This is a genomic window from Kitasatospora atroaurantiaca, from assembly GCF_007828955.1.
GTDB lineage: Bacteria > Actinomycetota > Actinomycetes > Streptomycetales > Streptomycetaceae > Kitasatospora > Kitasatospora atroaurantiaca.
Map to the genome: position 1 here is coordinate 442,838 of NZ_VIVR01000001.1, position 21,906 is coordinate 464,743.

A 21,906-nucleotide genomic window follows, 5' to 3' on the forward strand; every position below is an offset into this window, starting at 1 on the left:
GGCCGGTCGAATGCCGCGCCGGCCCGCAGCCTGCCGTTCGGCCACCGAATTGATGCGGATCGCAGCCTAGCACCGACGCCGCGGCGCGAAACCCTTTCCCGGAAACTTCTCCGGTCCTCGGTGAATTCCCCGGGGCCGTTGACAGCGGGCGGGCCCGGAGACATGCTTTCCTCTCGACCGCGACACCTGCGCAGGAGGTTGGGAATGCCGCCGGAAGAGCCGGAGCCCGAAGAAGAAGAACTTCCCATTCGCATCTGAATTCCCGTTGCCCCGGGCCGGCCCCGCCAGGGACCGGCCCGGGGCGGCGTGCGGTCGGCCCAGGTCACGGAGGAGGCGGAAGTGGGGCAGGGGATGTCTCCCGTCGGGCGGAACACGGCGTTGCTCGTCCTGATGCCCGACGCCATGGTCCAGGACCTCTGGGCGCCGCTCGACCGGCGCCTCGCACCGGTGCGCCTGGAGGTGGTGGCCACCACCGCGCGGCTGCTGCGCCCGCCCGTCCTGGCCGCGCTCTACGCCCACGGGACGTTCAAGCAGCCCAGGTCGGGCCGGGCCCCGAGCTCCTGGCTCTCCCACGAGCTCGCCACGCTGGACATGGCGGTGCCCGCCGTCGTCCGGACCGCGCACGACATCGACCTGGCCGGTCTGCTGGACTCCTGGAAGGGGCCCAGCGCCTACGCCGCCCGGCACCCGGGCGACCTGCGCTCGCTCTCCCCGGCGGCCCACCGGTGCTTCTCCGTGCTGCACACCCCGGACGACGCGGCCCAGACGGCGCTGGACGTCAGCACCCTGTTCGGTGACGCCACGCTGCGCGCACTGGCCGACCCCGGCCTCCCGGCCCGCTGCACACTGGCCGAACTGCGACGGCTGCGGATGCCCGGCGCACTGCGCGAGGCCTCCCACCCGTACGACATCGTGCACCGCTGTGCGACCAGGGCGGCGGCGCTGCTCGCGTACGACCACCTGCTGCGGCCCGGCGCGCGGTGGTCCGCCTTCGCCGGGCGCTGTGCGACGGCGCTCGGCGAGCCGGGTGGGCGCTGGGCCGCCACCGTCGGCGAGCTGTCGGCCGAGCTTCCCGCCGCCCCGGCGCCGGCCGAGGGGCGTGCGGCCGGGGAGATCCGCAGCCGCCTGGACCTGTACGACGCCTTGCGGCAGTTGCTCACGCCCGACGGCTACGGTCCGGACTCCTGCTCGGAGATCGAGCGGGCCTTCGACGCGAACGACCTGTTCCTGGACGGCTGGGAGCGGCACACGCTGCGGGTCGCGCTCTCCTTCCCCCTGGAGTGAGCTTCCGTGGGTGCGGCGGGTTTCGGGTGGAGACCCGGCCGCCGCACCCACCCGTCAGGCGTTGCGGACAGCCGCCGCAGCACCGGTGAACACCCGGCCGGTGCCCTCCCCCTCGACCCGGACCGGCACCGTGTCGCTGACGTCGACCTCCAGGGCGAGCGCGACGTCGTCGCCGAAACCGGCGGCCACCAGTTCCCGGGCCGAGATGCACGAGGCAAGGGCCTCGGGGCCGGTCCACCCCCGGGCCGCCACCAAGGCCTCGGCGGAGAGCGAGCAGCCGGCGTCCGCCAGCCGTGAGCAGATCAGACCGGCCCCCAGCCAGTCCTCCAGCGAGGGACGCATGCCCTCGACCCCGGGCTCCACGGAACTCCAGTGCTCGCCACAGGCGACCACGGTCACCCGCTTCGCCACGCCGTCGTCGAGCAGCCGGGACACGGCCGCGGCGCTCGCGCTCGCGTTGCGCAGTCCGCCCACCAGCAGCGCCGGGGCGCCGGCCGCCGCCCCGGCCGCGGCGGCGCCGTTCAGCGAGGTGAAGAGCACCCGCTGGCCGGGTTCGGCGGACAGCAGGCTCTGCGGCGACAGCGAGATCTGGCCCGGCGGCACCCGGCGGCGCTTGCTGAGCGGCCGCGCCCCCAGCCCGGTGGCGGCGGCCTCCAGGCCACCCATCCGCTCGATCTCGGCACCGCTGTAGACGAGGCAGGTGAAGTCGCGGGCCACCGCCACGGCCAGCGTGGTCGAGAAGGACAGCACGTCCACCACCACGACGATGTCGCCCCGCGCCGCGGCGAGCCCGGCGCCCGTGGGCCCCCACTCCACGTGCACCTGGCAGTCCGGCCACGGGTCGAACTGGCTGGGTGCGCCGACATCCGTCATTCTCAGGTCCTTACGCGCGGTGGGAGTGCAGCTGGAATTGCCGTGAGTCTACTGCCCGGGGATGGTCGGGCGGGTATTTTCGGCCACGGTCCGAGCGGCCTGGCGCTCGGCCAGGTCACGGTCCTCGGCGAGCGCTATCTGACTCCTGGTGAATTCCTTCGTGCGCTTCACGAAGTCGATGTCCGGCAATTCCTCGGCCGGTACTCCGCGCAGCTCTGGGAGTTCGCCGTAATGCATCGATACATACGGTACGCCGCTGTCCTCCGCGCGTTCCAGGACGGCTTTCGAGAGATTTCCGGCGAGGCCCCAGTCGATCTCCGCGCCGACCGCTTCGCGGAGGGTCTCCACCGCCCACCAGACGCTGGGGTGCAGCTTCATGTCCCGGTCCTGCCGGCTCGTCCCGGTGAGCAGCGAGGAGAGGTCGTTGAGCCCGAGCATCAGGTTGGTCGCCCCCATGGAGACCAGCTTGCCCGCCTCCAGCAGGGCCGAGGGGATCTCGATCATCGAGCCGAAGCGGTTCGGCCAGTCGATCCGCTCCAGTACGTCGGCCGCGAACGAGAAGTCGGCGGCGTCCCGGACGAAGGGCAGCAGCAGATGGACGTTGCGGTGCTCCCGGGCGACCTCGGCGACCACCCGCAGCTCGGTCTCGAAGGCCTCGGGCAGTTCCAGGGCCCGCCTGACCCCGCGCCGGCCCTTCATGAAGTCGGCCTCGTGGTAGCGCCGGTCGACGCCGTCCAGCGTGTTGGCCTCCTGCGAGGTGAACTCCGTGGTGCGGTACCAGATCGGCCCGGTCGGGCAGGCCTCGGCCACCGCCCGCACGTAGTCGCCCAGACGCTGCCGCGCCTCGGGCCTGGTGATGAACCGGCCCTGTGAGCGCAGCACATACTCGCTGCGGATGAGACCGACCCCCTCGAACATCTCCATGATCGGAGACGGCGGGATCTCGCCGCTGAGGCTGAGGCGGTGGCGCATGGTGACCCTCCTGAGGCGTGGTGACGCGGAATCAGCAGTAGCGGTAGAGGTAGGCGCGCCCGACCGGCCGCCAGCCGATCCCGGCGAAGAAGCGGTCCGAGCCGGAGCCCGGCTCGAGCAGGGCGGCTGCCCCGCCCCGCCCGGCGGTCAGGGCCTGGACGCAGCGCCGGGCGGCCCCGGTACGTCGTGCGGCCGGCTCGCACACCACCGAGCAGACCAGCAGCCTGGCGCCGGACTCGCCCAGCGGAGCGAGCAGTTGCTGGGCGCCGGCAGCCGCGACCGGGCGGCCGTCCCGGTGGATCCGGGCATGGCTCCAGGACGGGTCGTCCCTGGCGGTGGGCGGCAGCGGGGTCAGGCCGGCCTGCTGCCAGAGCGCGGCGAGCTGCTGCCACTCGGCCGGCCCGGGGACGTCGCAGGCCGGCCCGGGGACGTCGCAGGCCGGCCCGGGGACGTCGCAGGCGGCCCCTCCGGGAGGCCCGTCCGGCGCGTCGGCGCCCCAGACTTCCAGCGGCACCGCCCGCAGCGCCGCCGACTCACCGTCGGGCAGCGGCCGGCCCAGGCTCAGGATCCGGGCACCCGTGTGCAGCAGCGGCCGCACGCGCGACCAGCCGGCGCCGTCCAGGAGGTCCGGCCAGAGCAGCAGGGAGCGGTGGTGGGACTGGACCCCCGCCACCGAGTGGAGCCAGTCGGCGGCAGGCTCGGTGACGACCACTACTCCCCCAGCAGTTCGAAGATCTGACGTTCGTCGAGCGCCGCGTACTGCTCCTCGGTGAGCAGGCCGTACTCCTCCAGCAGCTTCCCGGCCCGCTTCCGCGCCGCCTCGCCGGCCGCCGCCAGGCCGCCGGCCGGGTGGTGGCGGTCCAGCAGGCTCCGGGACTCCTTGAGGTGGAGGGTCTCGTCCCGGCAGATGAAGGCGAACGCGGCCGCCGTCCGCTCGTCCCCGCGCCGCCGGGCCTCGCGTTCCAGGCTGCGCATCGGGCCGATGATCCCCAGCTCTCCGAAAAGCGTGATCTGCGTCCAGGCGTCCCAACCCGGCATCGCCCCGCGGACCTTGATCCCGATCATGCTGCACTCGAAGCGGTACGGGTCCTCGCCGCGCTCGGCCAGCAGGGCGTGGCCGGACGCGGCGTGCCTGGCCTCGTCCCAGGCCAGCCGGGCGAGGTGGCGCAGCACCTCGACCGGCGCCTCCTCGACGAGGTCGAAGAGGGCCAGCGCGAAGGTCTCCAGGGCGTCGATCTCGTCGCGGTTGATCCGCAGCAGCTCGACCAGGTCGTCCTGGTACGCGGAGCCCGAGGTCTCCCAGTCGTCGGCCTTGCGGTAGTCCCGGGTGTGGTCGAAGAGCCGGAACCTCTCGTCCCTGGCGCCCATCACCGGCCGGCGCACCTCGGCCTCGGCCGGCTCCGGGTACGCCTTGGGCTCGGCCGGCCCGCACGCGGTGGTGAACCAGGCGAAGGCGTCCCGGAGGTCGGCCAGCCCCCGGCGGCGGACCCGCTCGGAGGGCCCGTCGAGCAGCGGGTCGAAGGCCGCGTCGGCGAAGGCCGCCAGGAGCGGCTCGTACCAGTGGCGGACCAGCACGGGCAGGCGGTCGCCCGCCGGCGTGGCGAGCGCCGCCGCGAGCCTCCGGGCCAGCTCCGGCGGCAGCGAGCGGTCGGGGCGGCCGCCCAGCTCGACCACCCGCTCCTCGACGGTGGCGGCCACCTCGGTGAGGGTGAACAGGGCCTCGCCGGAGGCGAGTTTGAGCTCGAACTCGGGCAGGTCGAGCGTCCCGGCCGCGAGCAGCCTGACGACCGCCCACAGCTCGCGGCACAGCCCGTCGAGCTGCCGCAGGCTGGCTGCCGGGTCGGCGCCCGGCCGGGTGGTGAACCGTGCCGGCCAGGGCAGGGCCCGCCCCGGCTCGATGGCTGCTGTCATCGGGTCGCCTTCCTCGCCACCTGGGCCAGGTGGGCGGCCAGGTCGTCGATCTGCTGTTCCGGTTCGATGCCGACGCTGATCCGGGTGAAGCACTCCCCGAGCGCGGTGTTCAGCGGGTCGCGGCCGTAGGCCCGGCCGGTGGTCAGCGTCCAGCCGAAACCGGCCCGGATCCTCGGTTCCTCCCAGGCCCCGGCCCACTCGGCCACCAGGGCACGGTGGGCCGCCTCGGGGTCGGCCGCGGCGCCCTCGGGCAGGGCGACGAAGGCCATGCAGCCGTCGGCGCCCCGCTCGACGGCCCGGGCCAGCAGGTCCTGACGGTCCGCCACCGCCCGGCGGGCGTCGGTGACCACCAGGTCCGGCCAGCACCGCTCCAGCGTGTCGACGAACCGTCGGCGCCTGGCGGAGTGCAGGGCCAGCCGGCTGCGGCAGGCCGCCACCTCGCCGGGGCGGATCCGGTGCAGCGCCCTGCCCTGCAGCTGCTGCCCGGTGCGGCGGGCGCAGAGCCGGGCGGCCTCTCCCCACTCACCCCAGCCGTAGAGGACCCCGCTTCCCGCGGCCCGGGTCAGGTACTTCATGCCGGACTCCACGTACAGCGTGTCCGGCCCGGCCATCAGCTCGGCCGGGACGGTGCCGTGGCCCAGCGCGGAGCAGTCCAGGACGGTACGGATCCCGGCCGCGCGCAGCGGTTCGAGGACCGGCACGTCGCAGCGCGGCCCGTTCAGCGCCAGCTCCGCGAGGGCCAGCACGGGGCTGTGGCGGGCGATCGCCGCCGTCGCCGCCTCGGCGTCGCGCAGGTCCACCGGGACGGTCCGCAGGCCCCACGGGAGGTACAGCGCGTCCAGCAGGTCCCGGGTCTCGAAGTACATCCGGTCGTGCACCAGCAGGGTGTCACCGGGCCGGGCGCCGGAGGCGCGGACGGCCACGTCCAGCGCGGACATCCCGGCGTTCACCAGGACGGCCTGCTCGCTGCCGAAGGCGGCCGCGGCGAGCTGCTCGGCGCGGCGGCGCCGGCCGTTCTCGTAGCTGTCCCAGTACGTCCTGGGGCTCAACCCCTGCTCCTGCTGTGCGGCGTCGGCCCAGAACTCCTCCATGGAGCGGTACGCCGCGGCGGCCTCGAAGGAGGAGTCGAGCAGCCCGGCGAGCTGCCCGGACGCCGCGCGGTAGCGCTCCAGCAGGGGCCTGAACGCCAGGCCGCCGTCCGCCGCCTCGGCGAGAGAGGCCGGCACGGCGAAGCCCTCCGCCCGGTACTCCTCGACCAGGGCGCCCGCGAGCCGCACCAGGTACGCGGTGCTGGCCTCGGAGACCTCGCCCGCCGGCCCGCCCGTCACCGCTCCACCACGAAGAGCGTGTACGGGAAGGGCATGCCCGGCACATCGGTGCGGCTCTCCTCGACGGTGACCTCGCCGTACCCGCCGAGCAGCGTCCGCCACTCCTCGGCGGTGCGGTGCTGGGGGACGCACGGCACGTCGAAGGTGTTGAGGCAGCGGTTGAAGAACTCGTCCACGTAGAGGTGGAACTCCTCGCTGTTCTCGGCGTCCAGGCAGTTCTCCACGATCACCCAGCGCTCGGCCCCGGTCCGGGCGACGGCGTCCAGCAGCCGCCGCACCTCCGGTTCGTGGTGCAGCACGGTGCACAGCAGCGCGGAGCCGTACTCACCCTCCGGCAGCCGTACGTCGGCCGGGACGTCGTGCACCGGGAACGGCAGCCGGGACCAGTCGCTCTCGTACGCCGTCGAGCGTTCGCACCCGGTCACCGAGCCCGCGTCGAGGCCGTGCCGGAGCAGGGCCCGCAGCACGGTGAAGTCGCCGCCGAGCACGTCGAGCACCGGACCGGTCAGGTGTCCGGCCAGCCAGGACGCGACGAACTCGGAGCGCTGCTCGGCGAAGACCCGGTTCCACTCGGCCCGGACGCCCGACTCGGCCAGCACCGGGGCCGTGGGCCCGAAGCCCTCCCGGCCCAGCAGCAGCCGTACCAGCCTGGCCGTCCCGACTGGGTCGGCCAGGTCGAAGGCGCCGCGGGACCAGATGTCCAGCATCCGCTGCTCGAAGAGGTCCAGCAGTTTCTCGTCCGGGAGCGGCCCGGGGCGGTCCTCGGTCTTGGATGGCATCATGACGGTGCCTCAGACCGTCATCGACATACGGCGCGGGTCGGCGATCGCCGCCACGACCTCGTCCACCAGCTGCTCGGCGAGGTCGTGGTCCAGCTCGCGCTCGATGCCGTGCAGGAACTCCAGCACGTAGTCGACGGTGCGCCGGTCGTAGGGCCAGTCGAACTTGGTGCAGAGCGTCAGCGCGGCGAAGTCCTCGGGGTGCTCGATGCTGCTCGCCCAGTCGCCGTACTCGCCCATGGTCCGGGCGAGCAGCGAGTCCGGCTCCTTCGTGTAGCCGCCCGTGCCGGAGAAGACCTCGGCGGCGAGGTTCCGGCCGAACGCCGGGTCGCCGAGCCGGGCGAGGCTCTGCCGCAGGCCGTTCTCCCGGACGCTGTCGGCGACGTGGCTGCCGACCCGGAAGTCCAGCGCGCACTCGACGGAGGTGTGGCCGAAGTCGCGTTCCAGGTGGGCCCGGGTGTCGTGGTCGCGGGGGTCGCGGTCGGTGATGCCGAGGCGCAGCGCGTTGTCGAAGAAGCCGTCCATCCGGTCGACCGCGAGGTGCATCTCCTGGTAGGCCCAGCCGATCCGTTGGGGTTCGGGGGTGAGCGTGGGCCCGTAGTGGATGACCCAGTCGGTGATGATGTGACCCTCGATCAGCTTGGCCGCCCGGTCGACGGGCTGCTCGTCCTGGCGCTGCACGGCCTCCTTGAGCCGGCCGTACGCCCACTCGTGGCAGTGCGCCAGGTTGGGGAAGAGCGCCAGCACGGCGTCCTCCTCCCAGACCTCGGAGCCGGCGGTGGCCGCGTGCTCGATGACGGCGAGGTGTCCGATGATGTCCATGCGACGTCCTTTCGACGTGTCAGGTGGGAGCCGGGGTTCGGGGTGACCGGGTGGTCCGGCGTCGGGGCGGCCGCGCCGGTCAGGCGGCGGACGGGTGGGCGTCGATCGGGTCCGCGTCGATCGGGTCCGCGTCGATCGGGTCGGTGCCTGCGAAGCGCTTCCAGACGTCCCGCAGCACCTCCACGTGCTCGGTCAGTTCGGCCGGGTCGAGGCGGGCGGTGAACCGCACGTCGCGGTACCACTCACCGATCCACGGGTCCAGCAGCGGCAGGTAGCGCAGCCGCCACTTCCAGCGGCTGATGGACAGGCCGTGATGGAAGATCAGCCCGTCGACCAGGCTGTCGGCGGCCCAGCACAGCTTGAGGTACGCCTCGTCGGGGCGGTCGGCGCGCAGGCTCGCGGGGATGCCCTTGGTGGCGTCGCGGACGTTGACCAGGAAGCAGTCGCGCTTGAAGGCCTGGTAGGCGGCCCAGGGCACGGCGGCGCGCAGCTCGCGCAGCCCGTCCGGCCCGTGCACCGGGACTCCGCAGCGCAGCGCGTGGAAGAGGTCGGTGCCTACCTTGACGTCCAGGCCGCCGACCCGGGTGAAGTCGGCCTCGACGGCCTCAACGTCGCGGATGCCGAGGTCGAGGGCGCGGGCGGCGCCGAGCACCCGGTCGGTGGGCCAGACCTCGACGTCGGCCTCGTTGCCGTCCAGGTCGACGTAGCTCATGGCATAGCCGTTGGCGAGCTGTTCGGTGAGCCGCTCGGAGTGCCGCCGGGCGGCGAACTCGGCGAAGCGGTCCTGGTCCGGGGTGATCAGCACGAGGTCCAGGTCGCCGCCGCCGGTGTCGAACGGGAGGACCGAGGAGCCGGTGAGCAGCAGCACCTCGTCGTCCCTCGGCCCGATGCCGGCGGCGTACTCGGCGGCCTGCTCCAGTGCGGTCCGCAGCCGGGTGGGGTCGGTCACCGGTCCTCCTCGCTGTCGGAGCGCGGGCGGGTGATGCCGCGCGCCTCGCGCCACGCCTCGTTGAAGATCGTCGAGGTGTAGCGCGCGCCGCCGTCCGGCAGGATGACGACGATGTTGGTCCGGGGCCCGGGGAGCAGCCGGGCGAGCCGCACCGCGGCGACCACCGCGCAGCCCGCCGAGCCGCCGACCCAGAGGCCCTCCTCCTGCTGGAGGCGCAGACACATCCGCATCGAGTCGGCGTCCGCGACGTTCATCGGCCGGTCGACGGAACCGAGGTCCAGCAGCTCGGGCACGAAGTCGCCGCCGATGCCCTCGATCAGGTAAGGCCCGGCCGGCGCGTTGCCGCCGCGCGAACGGGAGGCGAGGATGCTGCCGACCGGGTCGGCCAGCACCAGCTGCGCCTTGCTGCCGGCCGCGCGCAGGGCCCGGCCGACGCCGCTGAAGGTGCCGCCGGTGCCCGCGCCGGAGACGAACGCGCCGATCTCGCCGCCGGTCTGCCGGAGGATCTCCGGACCGGTCGTCAGCTCGTGCGCCTCCCGGTTCCACGGGTTGGCGAACTGGTCGACGTAGTAGGCGTCGGGCAGTTCCTCGGCCAGCCGGCGGGCCGTGTTGATGAAGGAGTCGGGGCTCTGCGGCGGCACTCCGTACGGGCAGCGGACGACCTCCGCCCCCCAGGCCCGCATCATCGCCTCCTTCTCGGGGCCCATCTTGCTGCTCATGGTCACCAGCACCCGGTAGCGGCCGGCGGCCGCGGCGGCCAGGCCGATGCCGGTGTTCCCGGCGGTCGCCTCGACCAGGGTGCTCCGGCCGGGCTTGAGCAGTCCGGCGTCCTCGGCCCGGCGGATGATGTGCCGTCCGATCCGGTCCTTGACCGAGCCGGCCGGGTTCATGAACTCGCACTTGGCCAGCAGCCGGTGCGGCAGGCCCGCGCCGATGCTCGCCAGCTCCACCATCGGGGTGTCCCCCACCAGTTCCATGGCGGCGGTGCCGGCGGGCGGGGACACCGTGGTGTCGATCGTGGTCATCCGTGCACCCCTGTTCCTGGTTGCTGGTGGTCGTGCGTCTCGTGGAGCAGCCGTGAGCGCTGCGGGCGGCCGCCCGGGACCGCCGCGATCCGGACCGGCTCGTCGACCTCGACCCAGCGGGCGGTCCGCCACCCGCTGGTGAGGTCGCTCCAGCCCGGCAGCTGCTTCGAGGAGTAGCCGTGCGGCATGAGCGCCGCGGGCTTGACCGGGTCGTCGGCGGACTGGAAGCGGCAGTCCATCGAGAGCCGGACGGCTCCGCCCAGGTTCGGCGGGGTCATGTGGACCGTCCGGCTGTGGAAGACGATCGCGTCCCCGCAGCGGTAGTCGCCGCCGACCCAGTCCGGCGCGTCCAGCGGTACGTCCACCGACTCCCCGCCCAGCCCGTGCTCCGAGAAGACCGGCCGCACCCCCTGGTTGGCGCTGCCGCGCAGTACCCGCAGCGAGCCGAGCTCGGCCGGGCAGTCCCCGAGCGGGATCCATACGGTGAGCACGTCCACGGGGATCTGGTTGAACAGCGCGTCCTGGTGCGGCGGGGTGGGGAAGACCAGGCCGGGGAAGGAGATCCGGGCGATCTTCCGCGGGTGCACGACCACGCGCTCGCCGAGCAGCAGGGCCAGGACGGCGCGCAGGCCGGGGTCGTGGGCGAGCCGGTGCAGTGCCTCCAGGGACTGCACCGCCCGGTAGCCCTCCCGCCAGCCGGGGTCGATCACCGGCCGGCCGTCCATCACCCCGCGGTCGTGGTGCAGCACCTCGCCGGGCAGCGCGGCGTCGGGGTCGTTTCCCTCGGCGAGCCAGCCGATCGACCGGAGCCGCTCCAGCACGGCGCGCCGTACGCCGGCGACCTCCTGGGGGTCCAGCAGCCCGCGGAAGAAGAGAAAGCTGTCGGCGCGGAACCGCTCGCGCAGCCGGGGGCCATCGGCGCGGTCGGCGCTGCTGTCGTAGTCCGCCAGATTCACGGCGTCATCCCTCCGCTGCCGGCTCGAGAAGCAGGCCCTTGCGGACCTGGGCCGCCAGGTAGTCGGCGGTGTCGACGGCCTCCTTCGCCTCGGCGTCGGGGGCCAGCCCCTGCGCCGCGGCGTACTCGGCCGCCACCTCGGCCATCGGGCGGCTGCCGTCGCACGCGCCCCACAGGGTCAGCGCGTCGGTGGAGGCCTTCAGCTGGCGCTCGTCGATGTAGATCAGGAAGGTCCCGTCGTCCATCCGCAGCGGGAGCCACTCGTGATTGCGATGGACCTGCGCCTCGTCGGTGCCCCAGTGCGGCCAGTCGGCGGCGTCGGGCGTGTCCCAGCCGCGCACCAGCGCCGCCAGCATCAGCGCCTGCACGGCCCGCAGCCGCGCACGCACGAACTCCGCCTGGCGGCGCGGGTCTTCGGGGACGTGGTGGAGCAGGGCCCGCAGCCGCTCCTGCGGGACGAGGCCGCCGCCCGAGCGCGCCAGCTTCTGCCAGATCCACTTCGGCCCGAGGTAGAGGTCGCCGCAGCCGGCCAGGTAGAGCTCGATCGCCTCCAGCAGCATCGCGTGGGTGACCAGAAGGGCGCCCTCGGTCTCCCCGTCGCGCAGGAAGCCGGCCGCGTCCTCGCTGGCGTTGATGCAGCGGAGCTGACGGAACGCCAGGATGGCGCGGCGGATCCGGTCCCGCTGCCCGCCCAGGGCGGCACTCGCCGCCGTGTACGCGGGGCCCGCCTGCACGCTCTCCGAGTACAGCAGCCGCACCACGTCGTCGAAGCGCTGGTCGGCCTTGAAGAGCGCATCCTGGGAGCGTCTGGTCCCGCTGACGGTACTGAACATCCGCACCAGCTCGTCCAGATCGGCCGGGGTGCGGACCTCGACGTCGATCCGCTGGCCGTCCACCATGAGCTGCTCGGGGCGTGCCGAGCCCTCGTTCTCCGCGATCAGGAAGACGTCCACGTCGGAGAGCGAGGTGCCGAGGCCGGCGACCAGGCTGCCGCTCAGGTAGACGGACTCCACGCCCTCGCGCCGGGCGAGGTCACGGGCGGCCCGGCGGGCCAGGGCGAGCTTGGCCTCGCGCTCTCGTGCGTCAAGCATGGTTCTCCCTCCCCGGCAGGCCGGTGGCCGGGCTGCCGGGCTCGCTTACGGGTGTGCCGTCGACGCGCCAGCGCCGGACCTCGTCCGCCGTGCCGCCGGTGAACGCGGAGATCTCCAGGGGGTAGCCGTACCGCACCGGGTCCGCGCAGGCGCGGGCGAGAGAGGAGAGCACGTCCGCCATCTCCTCCTCGCCGACTTCCTGCCAGATCGCGCGCAGCCAGCCCCGCAGCCACCGGAGGGAATCCGGCGACTCGGCGAGCTGGAACTTGAGCGCGAGCCCGCGCAGGTGCATCTCGTCGGGCTCGGTCGAGCGGGTCAGCGCGCCGCAGTACCGGTACGGCTGCGACTCGATGGGCTTGCTCGGCGTGATGACGTGCTGCTCGACCAGGCCGTGCACCCACGCCAGGTCCGCAGCGGTCGCCTCGGCCGCCTCCCTGACCTGACGGTGCATCACCGAGAGGTCGCGCCGGTCGGCGAGCCACTGGTCGATGGAGTACTCCACCAGGGTGTGCGCCCAGCCCCGCCGGCTGTCGCGGGGAAGGCCGGCCGGACGCCAGCCGCGCTCCTCGGCGTACGCGTGGAACTCGTCGTAACGGCGGGTCACCAGGCCCATCCGGCGGTACGCCCAGCCGCTCTTGCGCTCGTGGCCGCGCCACTGCACGCCGTAGTGCACCACCGCGTCACCGAGCATGTGGGCGAGCACCAGCTCGGCCTCGAGCCCGGCGCCGGCCAGCGCCCACGCCCGGGAGTACCCCCAGTCGTGGCAGCTCAGCAGGTCGGGGAGCATGGCGGTCATACCGTGCTCGCCCTCATGCAGGGCCAGCTCGGGGAAGGCCTTGGACTCGTGCAGGCTCACCAGGTGTCCGAGAACGAACACGGCTCACTCGCCTCCCTCTTGATGATGCGTCAGGAGAATCGGACGGTCCTCCGGCACGGCCGGGCCGAGGCCGAGGCCGATCCGGGCGCAGTGGCGCAGGACCGGACCGCCCTCGCCGTCAAGCCGCTGGAACACGTCGGCGTCGGTGTGACGGACGGCGTCGTCCGCGGAGTCGATGACGCTCCCGACCACCAGCACTCCGCCGGGGTGCAGGCCGGCCCCCAGGAGGGCGAGCGCCGCGGTGATCTCCGCGTCAGGGAAGTAGGTCTCGGCGTCGACGTCCGAGCGCAGCCGCCGGTAGAGCAGGCCGCAGGCCCGGATCAGGTGCGCGGGCTCCGGGTCGGGCGCAAAGACGTCGTGGTCGCGGAAGCGCAGGCGCAGCGGGGCGTCCTCGCGCTGCGCCTCGGGCGGGGCCAGCGGTGTGACCCAGCGCAGCGGCCGCCGGTGGTCGGCCGACTCGAGTGCGGCGACGGCCGGTTCGCCCGGCTGCGGGGCTCGGCCCGCCGGAGCGCCCCCGGGCGGGCCGCACTCGACCTGCAGACAGCTGCCGTCGGCGGCCAGCAGGCCCGCGTCCTCCTTGCCCCGGGCGAGTACGAAGCCGGAGTAGCGGTCGCCGCCGACCAGTTCACCGCGGGCGCCGACGGCACTCAGCGCGTGCCACAGGTCGACGGTGGTGCGGCCGTCGGAGACCGCCTCGTCGCGAATCCTCAGCGTCCCGGCCTCGCCGGCCGCGCACAGCGAGGACCGCAGCAGGGCGGTGTCCACACCGGCCACGACTCCGGGCTGCGCGGCCTCGTCCTGTGCGAGGGCGGCGATCTGGGCGATCAGCCGGTCCAGCCGGTAGAGCCGCCCGGTGTGCGTACTGCGGCGGATCCGGGAGACCGCCCGGGCGTCGGGGGCGGCCAGCACCGCCTTGCCGATCCGGTGGTGGGCCTCGGCCAGCGCGTCCCGGACCTCGGGCCGGGCGGCCTGCCGGTAGGCCGCGGCGAGGTCGGCGAGCAGCCAGCCGGAGGTCACCACGGAGCCGGCCCGGCGGCGGGCGAGCTGCGCCCGGGACGGCTCCGGATGGGCGAGCGAAGCGACGAAGGCCCGGCGGGCGGCGGCCCGCAGCTCCTCGTGGGGCAGGTACGCGGCCAGGGCGGAGGCCACCGTCGGGGCCTCCTCGTCGGCGGCCAGCAGGACGGCGGCGAGCAGGTCCGCGCGGTCCTGCGGCTCCCACTCGGCCGGGGCCGCCGGGTCCAGGCCGCCGACCGCGGTGGCCGGCCAGCGCACACTGACCTGCCGTCCTGCCGCCCCGGCCGCCAGCGCGGTCGCGGCGACCAGGACGCTCCACGCCAGCGGATCCGCGCCGACGTCCGCGCCGGAGTCCGGACCGGCGGGCGGCCTCGGCACGAACGGGCCGCCGGCCCGTGCCGCCCCGAGCACCTCGGCCGAGAAGGTCACCGACCCCGGCTCCGTCCGAAGCGCTGATGACTCATCAGATATATTCCATATTACGGGAGTTGGTGACTCGACTGCGCCGAGCAGCATGGCAGCCCGGACGTCGGCGGCCTCTGCCCGGGCCTGGATCGCCCAGGCGTCGGCGAGCAGCTCGCGCCGGGCAGCCTCGGGTGGGCCATCGACTGTCATGCCCATGACGTACGTCCTCGCATATCTGTGCTCGCAACGCCTTACCGGAGAGCCTCGAACAGTGAGCGCCAGGTGTCCCGGACGCCGTCCCGCAGTGGTCGGCCTTGGTCAGCCGCTCTCGGCGGCAGCCTCGACCGGGGTGGGTGCGGCCCGTTCGGGCAGAGCGCGCACCACCGCGTCGGCACCGGCCCCGGCAGCGAGCAGCACGGCGGCCGCGACGATCAGCCCCGCTCGGCCCTGCGCCACCAGCAGAGCGGCCACAGCCGGGCCGACCACCTCCTGCGCGCCGATCCCGAGGCCGAACACCGCCAGGTAGCGGCCCCGCGCCTGCTCCGGCGCGAGCTCCAGCGAGACCCCCCAGCCACCCACCGAGTGCCACATCTCGCCGAAGGTGAGCACGGCCACCGAGACCAGCAGCAGCAGCGCGCAGACCAGGGTGGACGCGCCCTGGGACAGCCCTAGGAGCACGAGCGCCAGTCCGAGCGCGGCCCCCGAGCGCAGCAGGAGCCGTCCGTGGCTGCGCAGGGTGTCCGCCCCGCGCGCGGCTCTCACCTGACAGAGCACCACCAGCACCGTGTTGAGCAGCATGACGGCCGGCACACACCAGCGGGGCAGCGGCGTCCAGGTGAGGATCCACAGCGGGACGCCGATCGCGAACAGCGACGCGTTGAGCGCCAACACCCCGTTAAGCGCGGTCAGATAGAGGTACGGCCGGTCCGAGCCCGCCAGTGTGCGCAGGGCCGCGAAGGCCCCCTGGGGCCGGCGCTCGGGTACCGCGCTGCCGGACAGGGTGGCCACCAGGACGGCCACGATCAGGAACGAGGCGGCGTTGCCGAGGATGAGCACCCGGTACGCCGAGACGGAGCCCTGCCAGACGGCCAGCGCGGAGCCCGCGAGCCCGACCGTGAACCCGACGTTCTCCCAGACCCGCAGCCGGGCCAGGACGCTCACCCGGCGTGAGGCCGGGACCAGTTCGGCGAGCAGGGCCTGGCTGGCAGGCGGCGCCGCGCGGTCAGCGACGGCGATCAGCGCTGCCGTCACCACGAAGGCGGCGAAGGAGTGCACCAGCAGATAGGCGCAGAAGGCGACGGCCCGCCAGATGTGCGCCAGTATCAGCATCCGGCCGGCGCCGAGCCGGTCGACCGCGGCGCCGGCGGGGACGGCAGCGGCGAGCCCCAGCAGGGCGGCCAGCGACAGCCCGAGCCCCAGCCGGGCGGCGGAGAATCCCACGACACGGGTGAAATACAGGGTGGAGACCGAGAGAAACAGCGCGGTACCCGTGGAGTTGATCAGGAATACCGCCGCGAGAACGGATTCAGCTCTGTCGCGACGACATCGTTCGGCGGCTGGCGCTTTCGATGCCGTCTGCGGGGATTCCTGCATCACCGAACAGCTCCCCCAAGCTAGTGAATTCAAACCGCACAGCGGAAGTCTGCGGGCTCGATCGGCGTCAGCATAGGACCCGTCGGTCAGGCCATGTCAACCCCTCGAACAGAGGGTCCGGACGGGGCTTCGGCGGTGCGCCGGCGGCCGGTCGCGCCACCACGGCGCTTAACAGTGCGCAACGTCACCGTCACCTGGAGTTTACCGCTCGCTCGCCACCCTCGAGGGGCCTGACGATGCGTCAGATGATCTGCCAGGGCAAGGTGATGAGCGCTCACGGCCCGGATCTTCTGCCCATTTCAGCCACACCCGGACACCGTCGACGGGCCGGCATCTCGCTCTTGCGCCCACTCCGACCGTGTGCAAAGGTGTGGGACTTGTGCACGCCATCGTCGGCGTGACGGACATTCATCTGATCGGGGAGTGCAGATGGATTCTGGAGAGGCTCGTTCTTCCTCCGGACCGACTCACCCAGTGAACCTCGCCGCCCACATCGCAGCCGCCTGGTCCGAAGTCCTCGGCGGTATTCCGGTCTCCGAGGAAGACGACTTCTTCGACCTGGGCGGGCATTCCCTGGCAATCGCCGGAGTGGCCGCCAGGATTCGGAACAGTTGCGGCGTCGACATATCCTTCGGCGCGTTCTTCGACCACCCGACGGCCGAACTGCTGGCCGCCGCCGTCCAGCCCTCCGGCCCGCCGAAGGCGGATTTCCCGTCTCCTTCCGCGCTCGGCCGGGCATCGTGGACGCGCACCGTCTCGGTCACCCAGGAGCACCGGCTGCTCTTCAACCGCCGTATGGCGGACGGCCGTACGCAACCGGTGTGCCACACGTACCTGATCGAGGGCCCACTGGACACCTCCCGGCTGGCCACGGCGCTGAGCGCCCTGGTCGCGCGCCACGATGCGCTGCGCATGGTCTTCCCGTACGACCCCGACCAGCCGCTGCACGCCGAACTGACCGACGCGGCCCGGGCATGCTGGCCGCTGAGAGAGTTGACGCTCAGTCATCTCCAGCTCGAGAAAAGGGAGGAGGAGGCGCAGCGGCTGCTGGAGGAGTTCTGCGACGCCCCCTTCGATCTGGCGGACGGGCCGCTCACCTCCGCGCTGGTGCTGCACCTGGAGGCGGAGCGGCACGTGCTCGCACTGGGCCTTGAGCACCTGGTCTGCGACGGCGAGTCCTTCGGCCGGCTGATGGCCGAGCTGCCGGAGCTGTACGAGCAGCCCTCCGCAGCCGTCACCCCGTCCGAGGACGCCGAGCGGCACAGCTACACCTCCTACCTGCAGGCTCAACTCTCCGAGCTGCAACCGGACTCCGCCACCGGGGCGGTCGCCCACTGGCAGCGCGAGTTCGACCAGCACGGGATGTTCCCGCCCCGCCTTCGGCCCGATGCGGCGCTCGCCGAGGACCCGCTCGCCACCGGCGCGTCCGCGTGCGTCAGCGTCCCCGTGCCCGAGGAGGTGGCCCGGCTGGTGGCCGAGGCGGCGGCCTCCCGGCACGCCACTCCCTTCATGCTCTATCTGACCGCCGTGCTGCGGGGCCTGCGGCCCCGGGTCGAGTCCGACTGGATCGGGGCCGCCTTCATGGAGGCCGGACGCCGCGAGCTGCGCGCGCAGCACCTGGTCGGCAATCTGGCTCACGAGGTGCAGGTCTGGTGCCAAGTGCCGCCCGAGGCCGGGGCGGAGAGCCTGCTCGGCCAGGTGCGCGAGCGGGTGGCCGAGTCGGTCCGGCACAGCCTGCCGCTGTGGTGGATGGTCCGCCGGTACCGGTCGGGCGAGGGCGCGGTGCAGAGCTTCGACCCGTCGCGGCTGGACGAGCGTTTCGCCGTCCCCTGGCTGTACTTCTCCTATCAGGACGGCGGCGGTGTGCGCCCCGAGCTGCCGGGCCTCAGGATCAGCCCGTACCCCCGGCGCACCGAGATCCCGCACATGCGGACCCCGGTGTTCATGGTGACGGCCGCTCGCACCGCCGAGGGCGCCGTGCTCTCCTGCGACTTCGCGGCCGGCGGGTACCGTCTCGAGGCCGTGCGCGAGGTGCTGGAGGCGAGCGTGCGCACGCTGGCCGAGCTGGTCGGCCGCCGACTCCCCCACGGTGCACAGGAAGCGGGCTCGTGAACGCCATCGAGGTCGAGGGCCTCTGCCGGACGTACGGCACCGGCCGGCAGCCGGTGACCGCACTGGACCAGGTCGATCTGACGGTGCCGGAGGGCCAGATCATCGGCCTGCTCGGCGCCAACGGGGCGGGGAAGACCACCCTCATCAAGATCCTCTCCACCCTGCTGCTGCCCACCGGCGGCCGCGCCAGGGTCGCCGGGCACGACGTCGTCGGCCGGGCCCGGCAGGTCCGCCGTGAGGTCTCGGTGGTCTACGGCGGCGACCGCGGCTTCTACGGGCGGCTGACCGGCCGGCAGAACCTGCGCTTCTTCGGGATGCTCCAGGGCCTCTCGCGCGGCCGGCTGGCCGAGCGGACCGAGGCCGTACTGGCGGAGGTCGGGCTCCTGGCCGCGGCGGACCAGCGGGTGGAGACGTACTCGCGCGGGATGCGGCAGCGGCTGCACATCGCGGTCGGGCTGGTCGCGTCACCCCGGGTCCTGCTGCTGGACGAGCCGTCGATCGGCCTCGACCCGGTCGAGGCCCACCGGCTGCGCGACGCGATCGGCGCGATGCGCGGGTCGGGCGTCACCGTACTGATCACCACCCATCAGCTGCTGGACATCGAGAGTCTGGCCGACCGCGTGGTGATGCTCCATCAGGGCCGGATCATCCACGACCTGTCCCTGGAGGAGTTCCGCAAGCGGTCCGGGTACACGGCCACCGTCCGGGTGACCGGGCGTGGCGAGCCGCCGGAGCAGGACGGCCAGGACACCGGCGGTCCGGTGGTCACCGGGGTGACCCTGCGGGAGGGCCTGTGGACGGCGGACGTCCGGATCCCCGCCTGGAGCCCCTCGACCTTCCAGTGGCTGGGCGAACGGCTGAGCCCGGACTCGGTCGTCGACCTGGAGGTGCAGGCGCTACGGCTGGAGGACGTCTACCGTCAACTGGCAGGTGAGTTGTCATGAGCCTGACGTTAACGCGCCTCCAGGAACCGGCAGCGGTGCTCCTGACCTCGGCCCGGGTCCAGCTCGCCACCCAGTGGGCCCACCCGATGTCCATCATGCTGGGCATCGTCCAGCCGGCCGTGATGCTGCTCATCGCAGGGTCGGCGGCCAGGAGCGGCGGCACCGATCTGGGCCGCTTCGCCGTCGCGTCCGGCCTCTCCACCCTCTGGGGCGCGAGCATCTGGACGGCCGGCGGGATCCTGCGCCGCGAAATCGAGTACGGCACACTGCCCCGGCTGGTCTGCTCGCCGTGGAGCACCCGGCTGCTGCTGACCGCCAAGAGCCTGGCCGCCAGTACCTTCCAGGCGCTGAGCATCGGGCTCACCACGGCAGTCGTCCTGGCCGGCCTCGGCCACCCGCTGACCGTCCGCGCACCGTTCGCCTTCGCCCTTTTCGCGCTCGCCGCGATCGGCTCGGCCGCCGCCCTCGGGCTGCTGCTCAGCTCGCTGTTCGTGCTGACCAGGGCGGCCGTACGGATCTCCGAGGTGCTCAGCTATCCGGTCTTCCTGCTGGGCGGCATGCTCATCCCGCTCGACTACCTGCCCGGCTGGCTGCACTGGCCCTCCACCCTGGTGAGCCTCGGCTGGGCCAGGGCGGGCCTGGAGCGGGCGCTGGCCGGCGGGCTCGACGCCCGTGCGCTGGCCATGGTGCTGCTGCTGACGCTCTGCTACGCCGCCCTCGGCTGGGCGGTCTTCTCCCGAGTCCTCGACCGCGCACGCAGGAAGGGCACCCTTGAGCTTCGCTGACCTCGGCTTCCGGCTCGGCGCCGCCTGCGCCTTCGGCGGCCAGGAGTACGTCTCGGTGTACAGCCGGAAGATCATCCTGACCTCGATCCTGCCCCGCGCCGTCCTCCAGGCGGTCTTCTACGTCCTGCTCGGCCAGTTGCTGGCCGGCCCGGGCGGCATGCGCCGGGCCTTCATCGGCGCCACCGGCTACGCGCTGGTCACCGCCACCGTCGTCCGGCTGGCCGACGTCCTGGCGGTCGACAAGCAGGAGGGCACCTCGTACCGGCTGCGCACCGGCGCCCTCCCCCGGCTCACCGTCGCGCTCTGCCGCTCCTGGCCGTACGCGGCGGAGGCCCTCGTCTCGGCCCTGGCGGTGCTGGCGGTGGCCTCGGTGGTGGTCGGGCAGGGCGGGACGGCGCTGCACCTGCTGCGCTATCTCCCGCTGTTGGCCCTGACGGCGCTCTCCCTGGGCGCCTTCGGCCTGGCGGGGGCGGCCGCCTCCGTCGGCCGCCGTGCCGACGTACTGGTCGGCAACCTCCTCGCGGCCGTTCTGCTGGCGGGCTGTCAGGTGATCGCGCCGACCTCGATCGGCTGGCTCGACGCGCTGGGCCAGGTACTGCCGCTGCGGCACGCCCTGGACGCGATCAGAGCCGGACTCGACGGCGGAAATCCGCTGCCACAGGCCGGCTGGGAGGCCGTGGTCGGCCTCGGCTGGTTCGCCGTCGCGGCCGTGCTGCTGCGGATCCAGAGCTATCGGAGTGCCAGGGACGGGAGTGACGACCATGAATGAGCCGATGCCGGCAGCACTGGCGCCGCCTCCCGAGGCGGTCCACGACCCCCGATTACGGCACCGGGTGTTCGCCCGGGCACTGGCGGGCGGCGCGGCCTGGGCCGAGATCTTCCACGAGCTGCGCGTCGACGCCTCCATCACCCTGGCGAGCGGCGACCGCACCAGCCGTTCGGCGGGCCTCGCCGGGGGCGTCGGCCTGCGCGTGGTCGGGCCGGCCGGCAGCTGCCAGGCCTTCTCCCCGCTCGACGACGCCGCTTCGCTGCTCGACCTCGCCGGCCGCGCCGCCGCCGGCTACAGCGCGATGGCCGGCGGCACGCACGCCCCCGCACCGTTCTCCGACGCTCCCCCCGGCGCTCCGGCAGGCACGGACTGGGCCGACGCGCTCGACCTCGCCCTGCTGGAGGACCGGGCCCGCACGGCGCTGCTGGCGGCCGAGGCGGTCGGCACGGACGGCGTCCGGGTCCGCGGCACCACCTGGCTGCGGACCGTGACCGTCGCCAACTCCCGTGGCGTGCTGCGGAGTTTCACCTCACCCGGCACCCGGGTGGCCGTCGACGCCTTCGCCCGGAACGGCTCCGACCGCCGGAAGGGCCGCTCCAACCACTGCGCCGCCACCCCGGTCGGCGTGCTGGCGGCGGCCCAGGCCGCCGAGGTCGGCGAGCGCGCCGCCGGGCAGGCCAGGCGGGTGCTGGGCACCGGTACGGTCGCGCCGGCCGCGCTCCCCGTCGTCCTGGCACCCAAGGCCGCCGGCCTGCTGGTGCACGAGCTGCTCGGGCACCCCTGCGAGGCGGACATGGTGGCGGCCGGCTCCTCCCCGGTGCACACCGCCGCCCCGGGGCCGGTGACCGACTCCTGCGTCTCGGTCCGCGACGGCTGCTCCGGCGCCGACGCCTGGGGGGCCGCCCCCTGGGACGACGAGGGAACGCCCAACCCGCAGACGCTGGTGATCGACCGGGGCCACGGCCACCACGTCCTCTCCGACCGGCGGCACGCCGACCTGACGGAGGGTCAGGCCTCGTCCGGCAACGGACGACGGCAGTCGTACGCGCACCCGGTGCTGCCCCGGACCAGCCTGACCAGGCTCGCCCCCGGCGGGACCGACCCGCAGGCCATGGTCGCCGGGCTGGCCACCGGCCTGTGGGTGCTGGCCGCGGAGGGCGGCGCCGTGAACGCCCGTACCGGCATGCTCACCATCGACGTCAAGGAGGCCAGGGTGATCCGCAGCGGCACCCCCGCGGAGCTGGTCTCCGGAGTCGCGATCACCGCCGACGCCCGCGAGGTGCTGCGCGGCATCCGTGCGGTCGGCGACGACCCGCTGCTCTGCCCGATGATCTGCGGCAAGCACGGCCAGTGGATCCCGGCCGCCGCCGAGTCCCCGTCCGTGCTCGTCGAGCGGATGCAGACGGTGGGTGGCTGAG

Annotated in this window: 20 protein-coding genes; 6 read left to right on the plus strand and 14 right to left on the minus strand. The window is 73.6% G+C overall.

Annotation, left to right across the window (positions count from 1 at the left end):
- The first annotated feature begins 339 nt into the window (after positions 1 to 339).
- Positions 340 to 1,284 carry a hypothetical protein gene (locus FB465_RS02035; protein WP_145787044.1) on the plus strand — a complete coding sequence of 315 codons (945 nt, stop codon included), beginning with the start codon at positions 340 to 342 and terminating at the stop codon, positions 1,282 to 1,284.
- 54 nt (positions 1,285 to 1,338) lie between these two features.
- Here FB465_RS02035 and FB465_RS02040 read toward each other — a convergent pair whose 3' ends face one another.
- The 14 genes from FB465_RS02040 to FB465_RS02105 form a co-directional block, all read right to left on the minus strand.
- Complete coding sequence (locus tag FB465_RS02040; protein WP_145787046.1) at positions 1,339 to 2,157, minus strand: 2-phosphosulfolactate phosphatase; 819 nt, start codon at positions 2,155 to 2,157, stop codon at positions 1,339 to 1,341.
- A 48-nt stretch (positions 2,158 to 2,205) separates the two neighbouring features.
- Positions 2,206 to 3,129, minus strand: a complete 924-nt coding sequence (locus FB465_RS02045) for a putative PEP-binding protein (RefSeq protein ID WP_145787048.1) — start codon at positions 3,127 to 3,129, stop codon at positions 2,206 to 2,208.
- Between the two features lie 31 nt (positions 3,130 to 3,160).
- Complete coding sequence (locus tag FB465_RS02050; protein ID WP_145787050.1) at positions 3,161 to 3,841, minus strand: hypothetical protein; 681 nt, start codon at positions 3,839 to 3,841, stop codon at positions 3,161 to 3,163.
- Positions 3,841 to 5,040: a hypothetical protein gene (locus FB465_RS35525; RefSeq protein ID WP_170290466.1), complete on the minus strand. Its 1,200-nt coding sequence runs from the start codon at positions 5,038 to 5,040 to the stop codon at positions 3,841 to 3,843. Before FB465_RS35525 ends, FB465_RS02050 begins: the two co-directional genes overlap by 1 nt.
- Positions 5,037 to 6,368 carry a PLP-dependent transferase gene (locus FB465_RS02060; RefSeq protein ID WP_145787053.1) on the minus strand — a complete coding sequence of 444 codons (1,332 nt, stop codon included), beginning with the start codon at positions 6,366 to 6,368 and terminating at the stop codon, positions 5,037 to 5,039. The genes FB465_RS35525 and FB465_RS02060 overlap by 4 nt, the downstream gene beginning before the upstream one ends.
- Positions 6,365 to 7,147, minus strand: coding sequence for a hypothetical protein (locus FB465_RS02065; protein WP_170290467.1), 783 nt, complete (start codon positions 7,145 to 7,147; stop codon positions 6,365 to 6,367). Before FB465_RS02065 ends, FB465_RS02060 begins: the two co-directional genes overlap by 4 nt.
- Positions 7,148 to 7,159: 12 nt before the next feature.
- Positions 7,160 to 7,969, minus strand: coding sequence for a hypothetical protein (locus FB465_RS02070; RefSeq protein ID WP_145787057.1), 810 nt, complete (start codon positions 7,967 to 7,969; stop codon positions 7,160 to 7,162).
- A gap of 79 nt (positions 7,970 to 8,048) precedes the next feature.
- Positions 8,049 to 8,918, minus strand: coding sequence for a hypothetical protein (locus tag FB465_RS02075; RefSeq protein WP_145787059.1), 870 nt, complete (start codon positions 8,916 to 8,918; stop codon positions 8,049 to 8,051).
- Positions 8,915 to 9,943 (minus strand): PLP-dependent cysteine synthase family protein, encoded by a 1,029-nt coding sequence (locus FB465_RS02080; RefSeq protein ID WP_145787061.1) that lies wholly within the window; start codon positions 9,941 to 9,943, stop codon positions 8,915 to 8,917. The genes FB465_RS02075 and FB465_RS02080 overlap by 4 nt, the downstream gene beginning before the upstream one ends.
- A complete protein-coding gene (locus tag FB465_RS02085) occupies positions 9,940 to 10,899 on the minus strand; it encodes a phytanoyl-CoA dioxygenase family protein (protein WP_145787063.1) in 960 nt (319 codons plus the stop codon). Before FB465_RS02085 ends, FB465_RS02080 begins: the two co-directional genes overlap by 4 nt.
- Positions 10,900 to 10,903: 4 nt before the next feature.
- Positions 10,904 to 11,989: a nucleotidyltransferase domain-containing protein gene (locus tag FB465_RS02090; RefSeq protein ID WP_145787065.1), complete on the minus strand. Its 1,086-nt coding sequence runs from the start codon at positions 11,987 to 11,989 to the stop codon at positions 10,904 to 10,906.
- On the minus strand, positions 11,982 to 12,866 hold the full coding sequence (locus tag FB465_RS02095; protein ID WP_145787067.1) for a hypothetical protein: 885 nt from the start codon (positions 12,864 to 12,866) through the stop codon (positions 11,982 to 11,984). The genes FB465_RS02090 and FB465_RS02095 overlap by 8 nt, the downstream gene beginning before the upstream one ends.
- Before the next feature lie 3 nt (positions 12,867 to 12,869).
- A complete protein-coding gene (locus tag FB465_RS02100) occupies positions 12,870 to 14,501 on the minus strand; it encodes a hypothetical protein (protein WP_145787069.1) in 1,632 nt (543 codons plus the stop codon).
- A 102-nt stretch (positions 14,502 to 14,603) separates the two neighbouring features.
- The gene (locus tag FB465_RS02105) at positions 14,604 to 15,878 is read right to left on the minus strand and encodes an MFS transporter (RefSeq protein ID WP_246193106.1); all 1,275 of its coding nucleotides are present in this window, start codon (positions 15,876 to 15,878) and stop codon (positions 14,604 to 14,606) included.
- A 474-nt stretch (positions 15,879 to 16,352) separates the two neighbouring features.
- Here FB465_RS02105 and FB465_RS02110 point away from each other — a divergent pair, with 474 nt between their 5' ends.
- The 5 genes from FB465_RS02110 to FB465_RS02130 are packed head-to-tail and all read left to right on the plus strand — an operon-like array spanning position 16,353 to position 21,905.
- A complete protein-coding gene (locus FB465_RS02110) occupies positions 16,353 to 17,990 on the plus strand; it encodes a condensation domain-containing protein (protein WP_170290468.1) in 1,638 nt (545 codons plus the stop codon).
- Complete coding sequence (locus FB465_RS02115; protein ID WP_246192453.1) at positions 17,987 to 18,934, plus strand: ABC transporter ATP-binding protein; 948 nt, start codon at positions 17,987 to 17,989, stop codon at positions 18,932 to 18,934. The genes FB465_RS02110 and FB465_RS02115 overlap by 4 nt, the downstream gene beginning before the upstream one ends.
- Complete coding sequence (locus tag FB465_RS02120) at positions 18,931 to 19,719, plus strand: ABC transporter permease (RefSeq protein WP_145787075.1); 789 nt, start codon at positions 18,931 to 18,933, stop codon at positions 19,717 to 19,719. Before FB465_RS02115 ends, FB465_RS02120 begins: the two co-directional genes overlap by 4 nt.
- The gene (locus FB465_RS02125) at positions 19,706 to 20,488 is read left to right on the plus strand and encodes an ABC transporter permease (protein ID WP_145787077.1); all 783 of its coding nucleotides are present in this window, start codon (positions 19,706 to 19,708) and stop codon (positions 20,486 to 20,488) included. The genes FB465_RS02120 and FB465_RS02125 overlap by 14 nt, the downstream gene beginning before the upstream one ends.
- Positions 20,481 to 21,905 (plus strand): TldD/PmbA family protein, encoded by a 1,425-nt coding sequence (locus FB465_RS02130; protein WP_145787079.1) that lies wholly within the window; start codon positions 20,481 to 20,483, stop codon positions 21,903 to 21,905. Before FB465_RS02125 ends, FB465_RS02130 begins: the two co-directional genes overlap by 8 nt.
- The last annotated feature ends 1 nt before the right edge of the window (position 21,906 follow it).

Bases quoted from the DNA above. Each gene is read 5' to 3' on its own strand.
- FB465_RS02065 (WP_170290467.1), bottom strand. From the start codon at position 7,147: ATGCCATCCAAGACCGAGGACCGCCCCGGGCCGCTCCCGGACGAGAAA.
- FB465_RS02080 (WP_145787061.1), bottom strand. From the start codon at position 9,943: ATGACCACGATCGACACCACGGTGTCCCCGCCCGCCGGCACCGCCGCC.
- FB465_RS02105 (WP_246193106.1), bottom strand. From the start codon at position 15,878: ATGCAGGAATCCCCGCAGACGGCATCGAAAGCGCCAGCCGCCGAACGA.
- FB465_RS02090 (WP_145787065.1), bottom strand. From the start codon at position 11,989: ATGCTTGACGCACGAGAGCGCGAGGCCAAGCTCGCCCTGGCCCGCCGG.
- FB465_RS02100 (WP_145787069.1), bottom strand. From the start codon at position 14,501: ATGGGCATGACAGTCGATGGCCCACCCGAGGCTGCCCGGCGCGAGCTG.
- FB465_RS35525 (WP_170290466.1), bottom strand. From the start codon at position 5,040: ATGACAGCAGCCATCGAGCCGGGGCGGGCCCTGCCCTGGCCGGCACGG.
- FB465_RS02120 (WP_145787075.1), top strand. From the start codon at position 18,931: ATGAGCCTGACGTTAACGCGCCTCCAGGAACCGGCAGCGGTGCTCCTG.
- FB465_RS02040 (WP_145787046.1), bottom strand. From the start codon at position 2,157: ATGACGGATGTCGGCGCACCCAGCCAGTTCGACCCGTGGCCGGACTGC.
- FB465_RS02070 (WP_145787057.1), bottom strand. From the start codon at position 7,969: ATGGACATCATCGGACACCTCGCCGTCATCGAGCACGCGGCCACCGCC.
- FB465_RS02045 (WP_145787048.1), bottom strand. From the start codon at position 3,129: ATGCGCCACCGCCTCAGCCTCAGCGGCGAGATCCCGCCGTCTCCGATC.
- FB465_RS02130 (WP_145787079.1), top strand. From the start codon at position 20,481: ATGAATGAGCCGATGCCGGCAGCACTGGCGCCGCCTCCCGAGGCGGTC.